The organism is Rhodococcus sp. SORGH_AS_0303 (assembly GCF_030819335.1).
Lineage (GTDB): Bacteria > Actinomycetota > Actinomycetes > Mycobacteriales > Mycobacteriaceae > Rhodococcoides.
The window spans coordinates 2,302,520-2,320,736 of the sequence record NZ_JAUTBO010000001.1 but is presented as its reverse complement, the minus strand read 5'-3'; the positions used below and the strand labels follow the sequence as shown (position 1 = coordinate 2,320,736).

Annotated in this window: 17 protein-coding genes; 9 read left to right on the top strand and 8 right to left on the bottom strand. The window is 69.6% G+C overall.

The genetic code is table 11. The features are described from left to right. The first annotated feature begins 59 nt into the window (after positions 1-59). A complete protein-coding gene (locus QE449_RS10990) occupies positions 60-605 on the top strand; it encodes a DUF3093 domain-containing protein (RefSeq protein WP_268788562.1) in 546 nt (181 codons plus the stop codon). 15 nt (positions 606-620) lie between these two features. Here the strand turns inward: QE449_RS10990 and QE449_RS10985 are convergent, their stop codons facing one another. Then, positions 621-923, bottom strand: a complete 303-nt coding sequence (locus QE449_RS10985) for a DUF4193 domain-containing protein (protein ID WP_027505182.1) — start codon at positions 921-923, stop codon at positions 621-623. Positions 924-1,552: 629 nt separating this feature from the next. On the opposite strand from QE449_RS10985, the gene cei reads away from it, so the two are divergent. Next, complete coding sequence (gene cei, locus QE449_RS10980; RefSeq protein ID WP_027505181.1) at positions 1,553-2,233, top strand: envelope integrity protein Cei; 681 nt, start codon at positions 1,553-1,555, stop codon at positions 2,231-2,233. Between the two features lie 6 nt (positions 2,234-2,239). Here cei and QE449_RS10975 read toward each other — a convergent pair whose 3' ends face one another. Next, on the bottom strand, positions 2,240-3,151 hold the full coding sequence (locus QE449_RS10975) for an inositol monophosphatase family protein (RefSeq protein WP_037185531.1): 912 nt from the start codon (positions 3,149-3,151) through the stop codon (positions 2,240-2,242). Between the two features lie 146 nt (positions 3,152-3,297). Between QE449_RS10975 and ppgK the strand changes: the two genes are divergently transcribed. Together ppgK and QE449_RS10965 are read left to right on the top strand one after the other, a co-directional pair. Next, positions 3,298-4,110, top strand: a complete 813-nt coding sequence (gene ppgK, locus QE449_RS10970; RefSeq protein WP_081821182.1) for a polyphosphate--glucose phosphotransferase — start codon at positions 3,298-3,300, stop codon at positions 4,108-4,110. Between the two features lie 247 nt (positions 4,111-4,357). Further along, a complete protein-coding gene (locus tag QE449_RS10965) occupies positions 4,358-5,734 on the top strand; it encodes an RNA polymerase sigma factor (RefSeq protein ID WP_056444837.1) in 1,377 nt (458 codons plus the stop codon). A 12-nt stretch (positions 5,735-5,746) separates the two neighbouring features. Here the strand turns inward: QE449_RS10965 and QE449_RS10960 are convergent, their stop codons facing one another. Then, positions 5,747-6,094, bottom strand: coding sequence for a DUF952 domain-containing protein (locus QE449_RS10960; protein ID WP_027505177.1), 348 nt, complete (start codon positions 6,092-6,094; stop codon positions 5,747-5,749). Next, complete coding sequence (locus tag QE449_RS10955) at positions 6,091-7,038, bottom strand: DMT family transporter (RefSeq protein ID WP_082544481.1); 948 nt, start codon at positions 7,036-7,038, stop codon at positions 6,091-6,093. The genes QE449_RS10960 and QE449_RS10955 overlap by 4 nt, the downstream gene beginning before the upstream one ends. A 242-nt stretch (positions 7,039-7,280) precedes the next feature. Between QE449_RS10955 and QE449_RS10950 the strand changes: the two genes are divergently transcribed. Further along, positions 7,281-7,481: a hypothetical protein gene (locus tag QE449_RS10950; protein WP_027505176.1), complete on the top strand. Its 201-nt coding sequence runs from the start codon at positions 7,281-7,283 to the stop codon at positions 7,479-7,481. Between the two features lie 112 nt (positions 7,482-7,593). On the opposite strand, the gene QE449_RS10945 is transcribed toward QE449_RS10950, so the two are convergent. Then, complete coding sequence (locus QE449_RS10945) at positions 7,594-9,357, bottom strand: DEAD/DEAH box helicase (protein ID WP_027505175.1); 1,764 nt, start codon at positions 9,355-9,357, stop codon at positions 7,594-7,596. Positions 9,358-9,579: 222 nt separating this feature from the next. Between QE449_RS10945 and QE449_RS10940 the strand changes: the two genes are divergently transcribed. Further along, the gene (locus QE449_RS10940) at positions 9,580-10,722 is read left to right on the top strand and encodes a YihY/virulence factor BrkB family protein (RefSeq protein WP_081821180.1); all 1,143 of its coding nucleotides are present in this window, start codon (positions 9,580-9,582) and stop codon (positions 10,720-10,722) included. On the opposite strand, the gene QE449_RS10935 is transcribed toward QE449_RS10940, so the two are convergent. Beyond that, positions 10,695-10,931, bottom strand: a complete 237-nt coding sequence (locus QE449_RS10935; RefSeq protein WP_027505173.1) for a DUF3039 domain-containing protein — start codon at positions 10,929-10,931, stop codon at positions 10,695-10,697. The genes QE449_RS10940 and QE449_RS10935 overlap by 28 nt on opposite strands. Before the next feature lie 94 nt (positions 10,932-11,025). On the opposite strand from QE449_RS10935, the gene QE449_RS10930 reads away from it, so the two are divergent. The 3 genes from QE449_RS10930 to QE449_RS10920 all read left to right on the top strand — a co-directional run bounded on the left by QE449_RS10930 (position 11,026) and on the right by QE449_RS10920 (position 14,121). Then, positions 11,026-11,427 carry a DUF3099 domain-containing protein gene (locus QE449_RS10930; protein WP_056444840.1) on the top strand — a complete coding sequence of 134 codons (402 nt, stop codon included), beginning with the start codon at positions 11,026-11,028 and terminating at the stop codon, positions 11,425-11,427. A gap of 87 nt (positions 11,428-11,514) precedes the next feature. Next, a complete protein-coding gene (locus QE449_RS10925; protein ID WP_222637806.1) occupies positions 11,515-13,005 on the top strand; it encodes a class I SAM-dependent methyltransferase in 1,491 nt (496 codons plus the stop codon). 147 nt (positions 13,006-13,152) lie between these two features. Continuing rightward, positions 13,153-14,121, top strand: coding sequence for a sigma-70 family RNA polymerase sigma factor (locus QE449_RS10920; RefSeq protein WP_027505171.1), 969 nt, complete (start codon positions 13,153-13,155; stop codon positions 14,119-14,121). A 63-nt stretch (positions 14,122-14,184) separates the two neighbouring features. On the opposite strand, the gene QE449_RS10915 is transcribed toward QE449_RS10920, so the two are convergent. Both QE449_RS10915 and QE449_RS10910 read right to left on the bottom strand, forming a co-directional pair. Further along, the gene (locus tag QE449_RS10915) at positions 14,185-16,920 is read right to left on the bottom strand and encodes a bifunctional GNAT family N-acetyltransferase/acetate--CoA ligase family protein (RefSeq protein WP_056444843.1); all 2,736 of its coding nucleotides are present in this window, start codon (positions 16,918-16,920) and stop codon (positions 14,185-14,187) included. Continuing rightward, complete coding sequence (locus tag QE449_RS10910) at positions 16,913-18,178, bottom strand: acetoin utilization protein AcuC (protein ID WP_027505169.1); 1,266 nt, start codon at positions 18,176-18,178, stop codon at positions 16,913-16,915. Before QE449_RS10910 ends, QE449_RS10915 begins: the two co-directional genes overlap by 8 nt. Between the last annotated feature and the right edge of the window lie 39 nt (positions 18,179-18,217).

Below are 18,217 nucleotides of genomic sequence, written 5' to 3'. Positions count from 1 at the left end.
GAGATTACTCGCCGATGCACCGTCGACCTCCCGCCCGTCCGACCCTCTACTCTGGAGAGGTGTCCGACGCAGCTTCGAGAGAGACCTCAGCAGATCACGCCACCCGGACGTCCGGGACGGCACACGACGGCGGGGGTGAGACGGTCGTCTACAGCGAACGGCTCCGCGTACCCGTCTGGTACTGGGTGGCCGCGATCGGCGTCGCGGCGATCCTCTCGGCCGAGGTGCACATGGGATCACCCGGCGTGATGGCCTGGCTGCCGTACGTGGTGCTGGTGCCGTTCGCGATCTGGGTGGTCACGTACCTGGGCCGGATGCGCGTCGAGGTGACGGAGCAGAACGGCGAGCGCATGCTGCACGCCGGCAAGGCTCGGCTCCCCGCATCGGTGATCGATCGGGTGGCGGTGGTGCCGGGGACGGCGAAGAGTGCCGCCCTCGGACGCCAGCTCGACCCCTCCGCCTTCGTGCAGCATCGTTCGTGGGTCAAGCCGATGGTGTTGGTCGTCCTCGACGACGAGAACGACCCGACACCGTACTGGTTGGTGAGCACCCGGAACCCGGATGCAGTGGCTGCGGCTCTGACTCCGCAGCCACCGACCTCCTGACGGAGGTCTCCTCGGTCAGGCCGCGCAGTCGCGGCAGACCAGAACGCCGCCGTTGTCGGACGACAGCCGCGAGCGGTGATGCACCAGGAAGCAGCTCGAGCACGTGAACTCGTCGGCCTGCTTCGGCACGACACGCACGGACAGTTCCTCACCGGACAGGTCTGCGCCCGGCAGTTCGAAGGACTCCGCGGTGTCCGTCTCGTCGATGTCGACGACGGCGGACTGCGCCTCGTTGCGGCGTGCCTTCAGTTCTTCGAGGGAGTCCTCCGACACGTCGTCGGACTCGGTACGGCGTGGTGCGTCGTAATCGGTGGCCATGTTGTTCCCCTTACCTTCCTGCTGAGACCGGGTGTGCCCGGTCTCCTTCGATCGCCTTCATGGGGGATGTTCAAGACGTCGACCGCTTCTTGTTCGACGAACTCGTCCTCTGTCGGACTCACACCCTCGGATCCCGATGCAGGTCGTTCGTGTTCCTCGTCTGCTGTTCGTGGCAGAACATCGATCCGGTCGGACTTCTTCCCGACTTCCGCCGGGAGGATCTCCGTCCTTCTCGCTCACCTATTCGCAGCCGTCGTCCTGACGGATGACGGCCGGCGTGCGGGTGAGCCGACTGTGCCCGAATCCCCGTGACGGGAAAACATTCGCTTGCTGCGGGCGTGCAGGCCCGAGGAGCCCGACCGGCCGTGAGTTCGATCCGCCGGGCCGCCAGACAATAGCCGACGACGAGCCGGTGTGGAAAACACCCTGCCCAGCGCGGTGTGTCGTGGCGCGAACGGCTCCCGCAGGAACCGCATCTCCCCTGTTCACCCCGCCCAACGCCGTCGACCGTGCAGACGTTCCCACCCGCCGTGCGTCGCGCGTCACATGCCGGCGCGGCCCACTACAGTGAGCGAGTCACCGCCCGTGACACGACAGCGCGACACGTATCAGCAGAAGGGCACGCTCCCGTGGTCTCACTCATCACTCACGGCTCCTCGACCGACGACAAGGGGCGGCCGTACGCGCGGCGTCGGGCCTTCCCGATCCTCGTGGTGCTCGTCGTGCTCGCCCTCGCCGGTGCGGCCGTGTGGGTGAACATCCTGACCACGACCGAGACCGGCACGGACGCCGTCGCCTGCAACGCCCCCCAGCCGGCCTCCGATCCCGCCGCCCCCGCGGCCGCCGAGCCCGGCAGCGTCGTGGACGCCTCGGTGGTCACGGACACCCAGCCCGCCCCGTTGTCCGCCACCCGCGTGCGCGTGTTCAACGCGAACGGACAGGGCGGCCAGGCCGCCGAGATCGCCGCCGATCTCAGCGATTTCGGCTTCGCCAGCGCACCGGACGTGCAGGTGGGCAACGACCCGGTCTACGTCGACCAGAACATGCAGTGCATAGCTCAGATCCGGTTCGGCGCGGCCGGCGTGGCCGCCGCTGGCACCGTCGCACTGGTCGCGCCGTGCGCCGAGTTCGTTCAGGACACCCGCGAGGACGACACCGTGGATCTCGCGCTGGGCACCAACTTCCGTGCGCTGGAACCGAACACCGACGGCGAGGAGGTCATCCGCTCGCTCGCGGACGTGGCTCCGGGCGCCGCGGCACCGAACCTGGACGTCGATCTGCTCGCCGCCGCGCACCGCGTCAACTGCTGACGCGGGTCAGGCCTTCGCGATGGCGGCGACGCCACCGAGACGGTCGAGTACGGACAGGAACCCGTCTGCCACACCTTCCGCCACGGCGATCGTCACCTCGCCGTCGTCGCTGCGGGAGTGCGGCGACGGAGTGATCACCCGCGCACCCGCCTCCGCCGCGACCAGAGCGCCCGCCGCCCAGTCCCACGGGCTGAGCCCGTGCTCGAAGTGGGCGTCGACGCGCCCCGCCGCCACCATGCACAGATCCAGTGCCGCCGAGCCGATGCGACGAACGTCCCGCACCTCGGGCAGCAGAGCCGCGATCAGCGCGCCCTGACGGCGGCGGCGCGCCGCGTCGTAACCGAATCCCGTGGCCACCAACGTGAGTGCCACGTCGTCGATGTCGTTGACTCGCAGGCGCACCCAGTCTCCGCCCGCGTCCGAGCACCACGCGCCACCGCCGAGCGACGCCGCGTACGTGCGATCCCCCACCACGTCCTCCACGGCGCCCGCCACCGACGCACCGTCGATCTGCGCGGCCACGGAGACCGAGTAGGCCGGGATGCCGTAGAGGAAGTTCACGGTGCCGTCGATCGGATCGAGGACCCACCGGACACCGGACGGGGCGATGTCCTCCCCGCCGCCCTCCTCGCCCAGTACCGCGTCGTCGGGACGCAGCCGGCTCAACAGGTCCCGGATGACGTGTTCGGTCTCGGTGTCGACCACCGTCACCGGATCGGTGGGCGTCGACTTCGACCGGACGGCGTCCACCGCCGCACCGCCCGCGCCGAACACCTCCGGCCGACGCCGACGTACGTGGCGTCCCGCCTCACGTGCGACGTCGACGGCGATGCGGCGCAACATCTCCGGGTCGAGGGCGCTCGTCGAGTCGTCCTGCGGCAGATCGTCATGAGGAGTCACCCGGTAATCCGAACACATCGGGCGGCGGAGCGGTACGGCGCGCCACCCGCCGCGGTGCCGCGCGACCGGGAACGCCGCCAGCAACTAGGGTGACGTGCGCGCACCAGATCTCGCACGAACGCGCCGGTCGCCGACGCGTGCGTACGCCACCAGGAGGTTCTGTCATGACGAACGACCACACCGAACCCGGCCCGGTCTCCATCGCCGGGAAGACGGGCTCGCACCCCGAGGGCCGAGGCTTCGGTGTCGACGTCGGTGGCAGTGGCGTCAAGGGTGGCGTGGTCGATCTCGCCACCGGCGAACTGATCGGCGAGCGCTACAAGATCGAGACCCCGCAACCGTCGACTCCCACGGCCGTGGCCGAGACGGTCGCGGCCATCGTCGACCACTTCGAGTGGACCGGGGACGTGGGCATCACCCTCCCCTGCGTCGTCACCGGTGGCGTGGCGCGAACCGCCGCGAACGTCGACAAGGGCTGGATCGGGACCGACGCCGGCGCGCTGTTCCGCGACCATCTCGGGGGTCGTTCGGTGACCGTGCTCAACGACGCCGACGCCGCGGGTATCGCGGAGGACAAGTTCGGCGGCGGCAAGGACTCCAAGGGTGTGGTCATCCTGCTGACCTTCGGCACCGGCATCGGATCCGCGATCCTGCAGAACGGTGTCCTCCTGCCCAACACGGAGCTCGGGCACATGGAGGTGGACGGCAAGGAGGCCGAGCACCGCGCCGCGTCGTCGGTCAAGGACGACAACGGACTGTCGTACAAGGCGTGGGCCAAAGAGGTCTCGCGCGTGCTCGAGCGCATCGAGGATCTGTTCTGGCCGGACCTCTTCATCGCCGGCGGCGGCATCAGCCGCAAAGCCGAGAAGTGGATCCCCCTGCTCACCAACCGCACCCCGGTGCAGCCCGCGACGCTGCGCAACGCCGCCGGAATCGTCGGCGCGGCCCTCGCCGCACAGTCCGGTGTGGCGCCCTGATTCTCGTCGAGGGCGACCACGCGCCCCTCTGACCTGCGCCGCGTCGGCTCGCCGATGCGCGATGTGACTCACACCCCACTGCCGGTGAGCCGGGAACCTCGGCGTCCTCCCGCGCGTTGGTGCTGTGCACTCGCGGCGGTCGTTACAATGGTCCACGCCCCGGTTTCACGCCGGGAAATCCACAGACCTCTCCGCCGGATCATCACTCTGGCGTGACGCCGCACGACACCGTCACGAAAGGGCGTACGTGGCAGCCATCGATATTCGTCAGACCGCGGACACCGCGCCGGCAGTCGACAGCACTCCGGCCGTCGACACCGCGTCGGCCGACGGCACCGCACCCGGCGCCGTCGGAACCGCACCCGCGAAGGCCCCGGCCAAGAAGGCGGCCCCGCGCAAGGCAGCAGCCAAGAAGGCCGCGCCGCGCAAGGCCGCAGCGAAGAAGACCGCAGCGAAGAAGGCGACGTCTCCTGCGACCGGCGACGACGCCGACGAGCCCACCGCGGACATCGAGGACATCGACGTTCCCGAGGGCGAGCTCGCAGCCGAGTCGGACGTCGTCGAGGTCGTCGCCGTCGGCGACGAGGTCGAGGACGACGCGACCACCGAACCCACGCCGGAGGACAAGGCGTCGGGCGACTTCGTGTGGGACGAGGAGGAGTCCGAGGCGCTGCGACAGGCCCGCAAGGACGCCGAACTCACCGCCTCCGCCGACTCCGTCCGCGCCTACCTCAAGCAGATCGGCAAGGTCGCCCTCCTCAACGCCGAAGAGGAGGTCGAGCTCGCCAAGCGCATCGAGGCCGGTCTCTACGCCGTCCAGCTCATGGCCGAGTCCGCCGAGAAGGGCGAGAAGCTCCCCGTGGCCCAGCGCCGCGACATGACCTGGATCTGCCGCGACGGCAACCGGGCGAAGAACCACCTGCTCGAGGCCAACCTGCGCCTCGTCGTCTCACTGGCCAAGCGCTACACGGGCCGCGGCATGGCGTTCCTGGACCTCATCCAGGAGGGCAACCTCGGTCTGATCCGCGCGGTGGAGAAGTTCGACTACACCAAGGGCTACAAGTTCTCGACGTACGCGACGTGGTGGATCCGTCAGGCCATCACCCGCGCCATGGCGGACCAGGCCCGCACCATTCGTATCCCGGTGCACATGGTCGAGGTCATCAACAAGCTCGGACGCATCCAGCGTGAACTCCTTCAGGACCTGGGTCGTGAGCCCACTCCCGAGGAACTCGCCAAGGAGATGGACATCACGCCCGAGAAAGTGCTGGAGATCCAGCAGTACGCTCGCGAGCCGATCTCCCTCGACCAGACCATCGGCGACGAGGGCGACAGCCAGCTCGGCGACTTCATCGAGGACTCCGAGGCCGTCGTCGCCGTCGACGCGGTGTCGTTCACCCTCCTGCAGGACCAGCTCCAGTCGGTTCTCGAGACCCTCTCCGAGCGCGAGGCGGGTGTCGTGCGACTGCGTTTCGGCCTCACCGACGGCCAGCCGCGCACACTCGACGAGATCGGCCAGGTCTACGGGGTCACGCGTGAGCGCATCCGACAGATCGAGTCGAAGACCATGTCGAAGCTGCGGCACCCGAGCCGGTCGCAGGTGCTGCGCGACTACCTCGACTGACAGTTCCGCACCTCACCCGACGGCGACGAACGTCCCGTCGTCGTCGGGTAGGTAGGGCTGCACCTCGACCACCGCGGTGAGCGGGACCGGTCCGTAGAGGTGTGGGAACAGCATCGAACTCGGATCACCGGGTACTCCCGGCTCCCACTCCAGCCGGTCCTTCAGTCGAGTGGGGTCCAACGACAGCAGCACGATGTCCCGGCGCCCGGCGAACAGCCGGTTGGCTGGCAGATGAACCTGCTGCGGCGTCGACAGATGGACGAACCCCTGCTCGGCGAGCGACGCGGGTGCCACCTCCCCCGCGGCCACACTCGCCTCCCAGTCCGCCGCCGGGCACATGTGCACCAGGATCTCGGTCATCGGCCGTCCTCTCGTGTCGGGTCCTGCAGTCGCGTCGTGTCGGCCGGCGGCGCCGGTCGTGCGCGTCGTTCCACACCGCCCAGCGCGACGGCGACGATCACACACAGGATGCCCGCGAGTTCGGCGATCGAGGGCACCTGCCTCAGCACCACGACGCCGACCACCGTCGCAGTGGTGGGCAGCAACGCGAGCAACAACGCGAACCGCGCCCGTCCGACCGTGCGCAGGACCACCTGGTCGAGCGCGTAGGGGATCACGCTCGACAACACACCCACCCCGACACCCAGCAGCCACGTGGACGGCGCGGTGAACACCGACGGATCGTCGAGGACCTGGGGCGTCAACGCGAGCGGGGCGAGAATCACCGACGCCACCGCCATGCCGACGGCGAGGGAGTCCAGCCCGTCGCCCGCCGTCGCGACCGACTTCCCGAGCACCACGTAGCCGGCCCACAGTCCGGCGGCGAGGAGTGCGAAACCGACCCCGACCAGGCCCACGTCGAATCGCGCTCCGGCCACCAGCGCGACTCCCGCGACCACCAGGACGAGTGCGAGCACGTCGCGAGCGCGCCGCGATCCGAGTGCGGCGACGAGGACAGGACCGAGGAACTCGATCGCCACGGCGGTGCCCAACGGGATGCGGGCGATCGCCTCGTAGAACGCCAGGTTCATTCCCACCGTGACGACACCGAACCCACCGGCCACCGCGATGGTGCGGGCCGTCCATCGCGTGCGCCAGGGACGACGCCAGGCCAGCAGAACGGCCGCTGCGCCTGCCGCGCGCAGCCACGCCACGGCCGCCGGCGAGATGGTGTCGAACAGATGGACGCCGATGGCGGCACCGAGATATTGCGCGAGCGCTCCGACCACGAAGACGAACGGCACCGACCACGGCGGGAACGAACGCCCCACCGACGCGAGGCCGCGCGCGTCCACATCCGTCATGGTCGAACCGTATCCACCGGTCGCGACACGGGCGCACAGGGGCGGGTGCGTTCTGCCGACAGCGAACGATGCTCGAGAGGGACGTGGTTCACCAGCATGTTTCGTGTCTGTGACAACACACGGCCATCCGCGTGGGAACAACGCACGAACCCCATACGTCTGTAAGAGTGAACGAACCGCGTCGAACCGACGTGGCGGACCGACCCCAGGACCGTGGTAGTCACGGTCAGTACGGAGGAGTCATGCCCGAATTGTTGACCGACACCACCCTCACCGCTGCCGACAGGTGTGATCGTTGCGGAGCGGGAGCGCGGGTGCGTGCCGTCCTCCCCACCGGCGGAGAACTGCTGTTCTGCCGTCACCACGCCAACGAGCACGAAGCGCGTCTCCTCGAGATGAACGCCACCATCGTCGCGGACGCGGATTCCGACGCCATGGCGTGATGACCGGGGCACTCGGTCCCACAGCACCAGCACTCGACTCCTGACACCACGAAGGGCGACCACCGATCCGGTGGTCGCCCTTCGTCGTGCGCGGGCTCGTGCAGTGCTGCGATCACCACGAACGCAGGGCCGAGATCCTCTCGGTGAGCTGCTCCGCCGTCGCGATCGCGGTGGGCGGCCCACCACAGCTCCGTCGGAGTTCGCCGTGGATGATGCCGTGGGCCTTGCCGGTGCGGTGGTGATGCATCGCCACCAGGCCGTTGAGCTCCTTACGCAGATCGGCCAGCTTCGCGGCGTCCGCGGACCGCCCGGCGGGCGGGAGGGTGACCGGAGCCGGAGTCTCCGTGGGCGTCGCCGGGCGTGCCAGCTGCGTCTCCTGCCGTTTCCGCAACAGCGCGCGCATCTGGTCGCCGTCCAACAGGCCCGGCAGGCCGAGATAGTCCGCCTCGTCGTCGCTGCCCGAGAACGTCGCGGTGCCGAAGGAGGAGCCGTCGAAGATCACCTGGTCGAGCTCTGCGTCGGCACCGAGCGAGGTGAACGCCTTCTCCTCCTCGCCGGGCTCGTCCTTCTGCTGGTTCGCCTCGATGAGCAGGTCGTCGTCGAGACCGTCCTTCTCCCGGTGCGGCTTCCCGATGACGTGGTCGCGCTGCGCCTCGAGCTGGCTGGCCAGGTCCAGGAGCACCGGCACCGAGGGCAGGAACACGCTCGCCGTCTCACCCTTGCGGCGAGAACGCACGAAGCGCCCGACGGCCTGGGCGAAGTACAGCGGTGTGGAGGCGCTGGTCGCGTAGACGCCGACCGCGAGGCGCGGGACGTCCACGCCCTCCGACACCATGCGCACGGCCACCATCCAGGTCGACGTTCCCGCGCCGAACTCGGCGATGCGGGCCGAGGACCCGGGATCGTCGGACAGCACGAGCGTCGGGGTCTCCCCCGTCGCCGCCTCGAGGATTCCCGCGTAGGCGCGCGCGGTGGTCTGATCCGACGCGATGACGAGGCCACCTGCGTCGGGAATGCCGCCCTGCCGGAGTTGGTGCAGCCGGGTGTTGGCCGCGGCGAGCACCGACGGCACCCACTCACCGGACGGGTCGAGAGCGGTACGCCAGGCCCGCGCCGTCTGCTCGGCGCTGAGCGGCTCCCCGAGACGGGCGGCGAACTCCTCGCCCGCACTGTTGCGCCAGCGTGCCTCGCCCGAGTACGCGAGGAAGACGACCGGCCGCACGACACCGTCCGCCAGCGCGTCGGCGTAGCCGTAGCTGTGGTCCGGGCGCGACCGGGGCAGGCCCTCGTCGTCCGGCTCGTAGTTCACGAAAGGAATGGGGCTGTCGTCGCTGCGGAAGGGCGTTCCCGTCAATGCCAGGCGGCGCGTCGCGTCGCCGTAGGCCTCGCGGATGCCCTCGCCCCAGCTCTTGGCGTCACCGCCGTGGTGGATCTCGTCGAGGATCACGAGCGTCTTGCGGTTCTCGGTCCGCACCCGGTGGCGGGAAGGGTGCGACGCCACCTGTGCGTACGTGACGACGATGCCGTGGAAGTCGCTGGACGTCTGCCCGGTGCTGTTGGAGAAGCGGGAGTCGAGGGCGAGTCCGACGCGCGCCGCCGCCTCCGCCCACTGGTGCTTGAGGTGCTCGGTGGGAGCGACGACCGTGACCTGGTCCACGGTGCGGTCGCTTAGCAGCTCGAGCGCCACGCGGAGCGCGAACGTGGTCTTGCCGGCTCCCGGAGTGGCGACGGCCAGGAAGTCGGTCGGACCCGCCGACAGGTACTTCGTGAGCGCTCGCCGCTGCCAGGCGCGCAGTGGCGGCAGGGCGACTCCGGCCGGCCCTGTCACAGGGAGACCTCCTGCGCTGTCGACCTTCTCGCCGATCTCGGCCGTCATGAACGGGCCTCGTCCGGCGCCGTACGTCCACCTGAAAGGATGCGAACCACCCGTGGCATGGAACTCCCGTTCGGCTCGTCGTCTCGTGTGCACATCCGTCGATCAGACTATCGCGGACGTCGGCGCGCCCACCAATGCGCACGTCGCCGCCGGTGCCCGCGACGGCGACACACCGGGCCGGGACGTGCCCGAGCGACGCCGGTGGGCCATGCTGGAGTCATCATGAGCGCACCCGCCGACAACACGTCCGATCGGGACACCGCGGCAGCGTCGACGCCCGACGGAGAGCCGGGGCCCGGTCCCGTCCCGGGACGGCCGCTGCGCACGGCCTGGCGCGTCGTCGCGAGGACGGCGGGCAAGGCGTGGGACGACTCCATCTTCGGCAAGTCCGCCACCGCCGCCTTCTGGCAGACCCTGTCGCTGCCGCCGCTGGTGCTCGCACTCCTCGGCAGCCTCACCTACATCGCGGGGTGGTTCGGACCGAACACTCTCGACATCATCGAGTCGAAGATCGTGACGTTCAGCTCCACGCTGTTCAGCGACAACGTCGTGGACGAGATCATCGCCCCCACGCTGACGGACATCCTCAACAGCGGACACGGTCCCGTCGTGTCCGTGGGCTTCCTGCTGTCGTTGTGGGCCGGCTCGTCGGCGATCTCCACCTTCGTCGACTCCATCGTCGAGGCACACGGTCAGCAGGACGCGCGCAACCCCGTGTGGCAGCGCATCTTCGCTCTGCTGCTGTACGTCGCGTTCCTGATCGTCGCGGTGTTCGTCCTGCCCCTCGTCGCGCTGGGGCCCACCATCATCGGTCGGGTGCTGCCGTCGTCGTGGTTCGAGATCGGCTCGCAGGTGATCGACATCGCGTACTACCCGGGTGTCGGACTGCTGCTCATCGTCGGCCTGACGACGCTCTACAAGGTGGCTCTGCACACCTCGCTGCCGTGGCACCGCCTGCTCGGCGGATCGCTGCTGGCCGGAGTGTTCTTCATGCTCGCGAGTGCGGTGCTGCGCACCTACCTGTCCTGGGTGACCGGAACGGGCTACACCTACGGCGCGCTCGCGGCTCCGATCGCCTTCCTGCTCTTCACGTTCTTCCTGGGATTCGCGGTGGTGCTGGGGGCGGAGTTCAACGCCACGGTCCAGGAGTTCTGGCCGGCGCGCGCCACACGCATGGACCAGGTCAAGGGATGGATCGCCGAGAAGGCAGCCGATCCGGGTGCGGGCACCGTCGGCGCTCTCGGCCGGCTGGCCACCGGCCCGATCCGCATCGCACGGTCGGATCGGGACGGCGGCGAGTCACCGGAGAAGCGTCAGGTGACGCGTGATCGGCAGGATCACTCGCCCTTGCGCAAGCCGTCGTAGACCTTCTTGCAGTCGGGGCACACGGGTGACCCGGGCTTGGCCGACTTCGTGACGGGAAAGACCTCGCCGCACAGTGCGACGACGTGGGTGCCCATCACCGCGCTCTCGGCGATGCGGTTCTTCTTCACGTAGTGGAAGAACTTCGGAGTGTCGTCGTCGGTGGTCTCGTCGGTGCTGACGTCGGGGCGTTCCTTGGTCTGCGTGCTCATGCATCGATTATGACGGTTGTTCCCGACACGCGCGTCGCACATCTCACCACCTCCGATTACTGCACACTTCGTTCAGTAGTGACACAGTGGAGTCATGGCACACGACGGCATCTCACCCCGCGACAGCGTTCGCGAGGCCGTACTGATCACCGAGGCACGAACGTCGGTCGAGGAACAGCACCGAGCGCGCGTGCGCAAATACCTCTTCATCATGTCTTTCCGTATCCCGGCGCTGGTCCTCGCGGCGCTGTCGTATGGCGCGTGGCAGAACCCGTGGATCGCCATGGCCATCGTCGGCGTGTCCATTCCTCTCCCGTGGATGGCAGTCCTGATCGCCAACGACCGACCGCCGCGGACCGCGGACGAGCCCAGCCGCTACGGCTGGCGGGCGACCGACTCCACCGCGCTGGAGGCCCGCAGCCACCCGGTGGTGAACCTCGACGAGGAACCCGATCTCGACCGCCGCGCGATCTCGAATCCGCGCGCCACGTCCTGAGACAGGTCCGTCCCGAGATCGGTCTGCTGACACACTGACGCGGTGACCGACTCGAACCACCGCACCTCGCCTCCCCCGTCCGTCCCGGTGGACGCGGACCGCCTCGTCGACCTCGCGTCCACGTTGCGGGTCGCGTTCGACCGAGCGGACTTCACCGCGGACGGGATCCTGGAGGCACTGGGCGACTCGGTTCATGCCGCGTTGGGACGTGGCGAACCCGCACCGGTGCGACGCCGGTGCGGAGAACTCGGTCCCCTCGGCACGCTCGTCCGACTGTTCCTGCTCTCCGACGACGTGGCGATCGACGCCGCGACCACCGCCCTCGCGCCGACGACACTCGACGGGGCGGTCGCTGCCGGCCTCCTCGAGACCGGCAGCGACACCGTGCGCAGTCTGCTCGACATCCGCCCCCTCGATCTCGGCACGGGCACGCGGTGGGTGGTGTCCGACATCGACGGCAGCATGCGCGACGTCCGTATCGGATCCGATCACGTGCTCGGCGTCGGGCACGCGTCGCTGTCGCTGGTCCGCGGGACACCCACCCGTGTCGACGGGAGTCCGCCCACCGTCCTGGATCTCGGTACCGGCTGCGGCATCCAGGCGCTCCACGCGGCGCCGTACGCCCGGTCGATCACCGCCACCGACGTCAGTGATCGGGCCATCGCCCTCACCCGCATGACGGCTGCCCTCAACGGTCTGGACTTCGAGACGATCCCGGGCTCGTGGTTCGCACCCGTCGCGGGGCGGACCTTCGATCGCATCGTCGCCAACCCGCCCTTCGTCGTCGGATCGGGCCGAGTCTCCCACTCCTACCGCGATTCCGGCCTGGACCTCGACGGTGCCAGCAGCCTCGTCGTGGGAGCGGCACCGGAGCATCTCGCTCCCGGCGGGACCGCCTCGTTGCTCGCCTCCTGGGTTCACGTGGATGGTGAGGACTGGCGGTCACGGGTCGCCTCCTGGCTGCCGGACCACGGTGTCGACGCGTGGATAGTGCAGCGCGACATCGCGGACCCCGCTCTCTACGTGGGCACGTGGCTGCGGGACGGTGGCCTCGATCTGCGAGACCCGGCCGTCGACGAGACGGCGACCGCCTGGCTCGATCACCTCGACGCCGCCGGCGTCACGGGTGTCGGCTTCGGCTTCGTGTACCTCCGCCGGACCGACCGGCCCACCAGCGTCCTCGCGGAGGACCTGATGCACGGGTACGAGGATCCCCTCGGCGACGAGGCACTCGACGTCCTGGACCGGGTTGACTGGCTCCGCACACACGATCTGCTCGACGAGTGTGTGGCCGTCGCCCCGACCACGGCACTCGAGGAGGTCTCCACCCCCGATCCGGACGGTGGGTGGACCACCGTCGTACGCCGGGTCCACCGCGGCGACGGGCCCGCGTGGTCCCACGAGATCGACGCGGACGGGGCGGCACTCCTGGCCGGGATGCGCGCGGGCGGACTGACGGTCGGCGACCTCACCGAGCTTCTCGCGGCCGCACGCGGTGTGGACGCCGCGGAGCTGACGGACTCGGTCGTCGCGTTGGTCGCGGGGCTCGTCGTGCACGGGTTGGTGATCCCCACCTGAGCCGAGCAGTCGTTTCTCTCAGCAACTTCTCAGGGCTGAGGTGGTGAAACCGCAGCTCAGAGTGTTTGACGGAGGTGGGCTTCGGGAACTTTTCTGACGTGTCCCGGCGTTGTAGCCAGTGAGACACCACCGATCAGGAGGCACGTCATGACCAGCCCCACCACCATTCGCCCTCGACCGAGTGATGCCGACCTGGATGCACAGAGCCCGGCAGCGGACCTCGTTCGCGTCTACCTCAACGGCATCGGCCGCACGGCTCTGCTGACGGCCGCGGAGGAAGTCGATCTGGCGAAGAAGATCGAGGTGGGTCTGTACGCGACCCATGTGCTCGCGACCGGCAAGCGCCTCTCCCCCGCCAAGAAGCGTGACCTCGCGCTCATCGTCCGCGAGGGCCAGTCCGCTCGGGCACACCTCCTCGAGGCCAACCTCCGTCTCGTCGTCTCACTCGCCAAGCGCTACACCGGCCGCGGGATGCCGCTGCTGGACCTCATCCAGGAGGGCAACCTGGGTCTGATCCGTGCGATGGAGAAGTTCGACTACGCCAAGGGTTTCAAGTTCTCGACGTACGCCACCTGGTGGATCCGTCAGGCCATCACGCGCGGCATGGCGGACCAGAGCCGCACCATCCGTCTCCCCGTGCACCTGGTGGAGCAGGTGAACAAGCTCGCGCGGATCAAGCGTGAGCTGCACCAGCAGCTCGGCCGCGAGGCCACCGACGACGAGCTCGCCGAGGAGTCCGGCATCCCGGTCGAGAAGATCGCGGATCTGCTCGACCACAGCCGAGACCCGGTGTCGCTCGACATGCCCGTCGGCAGCGACGAGGAGGCGCCGCTGGGCGACTTCATCGAGGACTCGGAGGCGACGTCCGCCGAGAACGCCGTGATCGCCGGGCTGCTGCACACCGACGTGCGCAGCGTGCTCGCCACGCTGGACGAGCGTGAGCAACAGGTCATCCGGTTGCGCTACGGCCTCGACGACGGTCAGCCGCGTACCCTCGACCAGATCGGCAAGCTGTTCGGCCTCTCGCGTGAGCGCGTACGCCAGATCGAGCGTGAGGTCATGGGCAAGCTGCGTCAGGGCGACCGCGCCGAGCGACTGCGGTCCTACGCCAGCTGATCGTCCCCCGCATCACGAGACAGGCCCCCGGCTCTCGCCGGGGGCCTGTCGTCGTTGACGGGCTCAGCGCAGGCGACGGGGGCCCAGATCGATACGGCTGGGCTCGGGTCCGATGCGGATCCGTGCGTCGGTGGTCTCCGCGCCACTCGGTGACGCGAGGACCGGGTCGCACACCAGCTCGCGCACCTCGGACAGATCGTCCGCCAGTGTGGAGACCCGGAGCACGACGTCCACCAGCGCGCCCTTGTTCACCGGGGACGCGGTGCGGTACCCCGACAGCATCGGCGCGGCCCGCGGTGCGTCGATGAGCTCCGCGGCTTCCCTCTCGGTGAGTGGGAGCACACGGTACGCCCTGTCTCCCAGCAGATCCGACATGATGCCGGACAGCCCGAACGACACCAGTGAGCCGAACGACGGATCGTCCTGGACCCGCACCAGGCACCCGATCCCCTTGGTCGCCATCCGCTGCACCTGCATCACCGGGGTGCCCGATGCCTCGAACAGATCCCGGTACGCGCGGGCGACGGCGTCCGGCCCCACGACGTCGAGGCGGACACCGCTCAGGTCGGGGCGGTGTCGCCACTGATCGCCGGTGGCCTTCACCGCGACGGGTCCTCCCAGCTCGCGAGCCGCCTCCACCGCCTCGGCCTCGTCCGTCACCGTGCGGAAGGCGGCGATCTCCACGCCGTAGCACCGCAGCAACTGCTCGGTCTCGACGTCCGAGAGCCACCGCCCCGAGGGACTGGCCGCCATCCAGCCGGCCACCAGTGCGCGCGCCGCGTCGGCGTCGACGCCGCCGGGCCGCACCACGCTGTCGGCCGGTCGATTCAGCCACGAGGCGTACCGCCACGCCTTCTGCAGCGCGTAGACCGCCCGCGCCGGGTCGGGATACGACGGCACCGATCCGCGGATCGGCGTTCCGTCGTCGCCGCGGACCGCCAGCACGTCCGGAATGCCCTCGGCGGCGAGGAAGGTCGTCAGCACCGGCTTGTCGGCGCCGCGGACCGCCGCGCCGAGTGCCTCGGCGTAGGAGGCGACACGGACGGCGACCGGAGGCACGAAGACCGCGAGAACGGTGTCCACGTCGTCCGACCGCAGCGCCGTGGTGACCGCGGCCGCGAACTCCTCGGGCGTGGCCTGCGCGCCCACGTCGACCGGGTCCGGTGCGGTCATGCCGCTGTCGCGTGCGGCGTCGACGGCGAGGACGCCGAGCGCCGTCGAGTTGCCCACCACCGCGACCCGCGGACCTGCCGGCAGCGGCTGATAACCCAGAAGGATGGCGCAGTCGAACAGTTCCGCGATCGAGTCGACCTGGATCACCCCCGCCTGCTCGAAGAGGGCACGCACGATCGTGTCGTCGATGTCCGTGCCGGTCGCCAGCGCGGGCGGCACGGCTCCGCGTCCGCTCTTGACCGCGACGATCGGCTTGGACCGCGCGACCCGGCGCGCGATGCGCCAGAACTTGCGGGCGTTGCCGAAGCTCTCGAGGTAGAGCAGGACCACCTCGGTGGCCTCGTCCTGGTCCCAGTACTGCAGCAGGTCGTTGCCGGACAGGTCGGCGCGGTTGCCGGCGGAGACGAACGTCGACAGTCCCAGGAGCCGTTTCGACGCCTGCGCCAGGATGGCGATACCCAGGGCACCCGACTGGCAGAAGAAGCCCACGCGTCCGCGACCCGGGAGGTCCGTCGCCAGCGTGGCGTTGAGGGACACCGCGGGATCGAGGTTCGCGACGCCGAGAGCATTGGGGCCGACCAGGCGCATGCCGTGTGCACGAGCGGAGTGCACCAGGCGCCGTTCGTTCGCGCGCCCGTCCTCTCCCGTCTCACCGAACCCGGACGAGACCACCACCAGCGCCTTCACGCCCTTGGCGAGACAGTCGTCGAGCACCGCGTCGATCTGGTCGGCCGGCACGGCGGCCACCGCGAGATCCACCTCGTCGGGAATGTCCCGCACCGTCGGGTACGCGCGCACTCCGCGCACCGACGTGTGTTCCGCGTTCACGGGATAGACGGGTCCGGTGAACGACCCGCGCAGCAGGTTGGTCAGCACCGCGTTGCCCACCTTCTCGGGGTCCGTCGAGGCACCGATGACGGCGACGGAGCGTGGGCCGAGCACGTTGCGGACGCTGCGGGCCTCGGCCGCGCGCTCGCGGGAGTTGCGCACCTGGACGAGCGCGTCGCTGGGATCGATGTCGAAGTCCAGGTTGAGCACGCCGCCGTCGAAGCTGCGACTGACCTGGTAGCCGGCCTGCCGGAACACGGTGACCATGTTGCGGTTCTCCGCGAGCACCTCGGCGACGAAGCGGCGCACCCCGTTCTCGGCGGCCGCCCCCGCCAGATGCTCGAGCAGGATCGGACCGAGCCCACGACCCTGGTGCGCGTCGGCGACGACGAAGGCCACCTCGGCGGAGTTGCCGTCGCCCTGCGGCAGACGCTCGTACCGGCCGACGGCGATGATCTCGTCGCCGAGCGTCGCGACGAGGGCCACCCGCGACGTGTGATCGACCGTCGTGAAGTTGAGGATGTCGCGCTTGGGCATGGTGGGGTACGGACCGAAGTAGCGCAGGTACCGCGTCCGTTCGGACAGCTTGCCGTGGAACTCGACCAGGGCGTCGGCGTCACCGGGCACGATCGGCCGCAGATGCACCACGCGGCCGTCGGACGCGAGCACGTCGGCGGCCCAGTGCCGCGGGTAGTTCTCGGCCCGCTGCCGCTCGAGCTCCTTGGGATCCGGCGGCGTCGGCGCGTCCGGTGCCGTCTGCGCTGTCGGTGTCTCGGGTGCGGGTGTCTCGTCAGTCACGCGGATCCTCCGGGTCGAGTCCCCACAGCGGGTAGACGGCGCGGCGGGTGGCCACGATGGCGGTGTCGATGCGTTGGATGGCGCGATCGACGTGCTCGACACCCGACTCCGGGGAACCACCCGGCCCGTCCCACGGCGGGTAGTCCACGTCGCCGTCGTCGCTCATCGTGGACGGCAGGTCGATGCTCGGCGCGGCGAGCCGCACCTTCTCGTGCCACTCGTCCGGAATGGACGTCGTCGGATCGAGATCGCGGTCGAGCACCGCGGCGATGAGATGGGTCCAGGCACGGGGCACCACCCGCACCAACCCGTATCCGCCACCCCCCACCGCGAGCCACCGACCCTCACAGACCTGGTCGGCGAGGTCGCGCATCGCACGGAACGCGGCGCGCTGCCCGTCCACGGTGAGTCCCAGATCGGCGAGCGGATCCTCCCGATGACTGTCCACGCCGCACTGGCTGATGATGATCTGCGGCTTGAACGCCGCCACCGCTCCGGGTACCACCGCGTGAAACGCTCTCAGCCACAACCGGTCTCCCGTGCCGGGCAGGACCGGCACGTTGACGGAGGTGCCCTCCGCGGCGTCGGCACCCACCTCGGTGGACCATCCGGTGTTGGGCCACAGCGTGGCAGGGTGCTGGTGCACCGAGACCGTCATGACGCGGGGATCGGCGAGGAACGCCGCCTGGACACCGTCACCGTGATGAGCGTCCACGTCGATGTAGGCGATGCGGTCGTACCCGTTGTCGAGCAGCCACGAGATGGCGATGGCCGCGTCGTTGTAGACGCAGAAGCCCGACGCCCAGTCGGCCATGGCGTGGTGCATGCCCCCGCCGATGCTCACCGCGCGGCGCGAGCGTCCCGACGCGATGGCCCGCGCGGCGGTCAGGGTGCCACCCGCGATGACCGCACTGGCCTCGTGCATGTCGGGGAACACCGGGTTGTCCTCGGATCCGAGACCGTGCAGCACCTCGGACGCCCGCGAACCCAGCGGCAGGTCACGCGGCGCGCGCTTGACCGCCTCGACGTACCCCGGTGTGTGCACCCGCAACAGCTCACTGTCCGACGCGACCTCCGGCGGCAGCAGTTCGGTCCCCTCGAGCAGACCGATCCCCCGTGCCAGATCCATGGTGAGTGCGAGGCGGGTGGGATTCATCGGGTGGTCGTCGCTCCACCGGTAGTTCAGGTAGTCCGCGCTCCAGACCAGAGCGGGCTGCCCCGGAGGCGACTGCGATGTCGAGGACGACTGCAGAGTCATGGCCCTCAACCTACGTGTCCGATTCGGCGTTCGTGATCG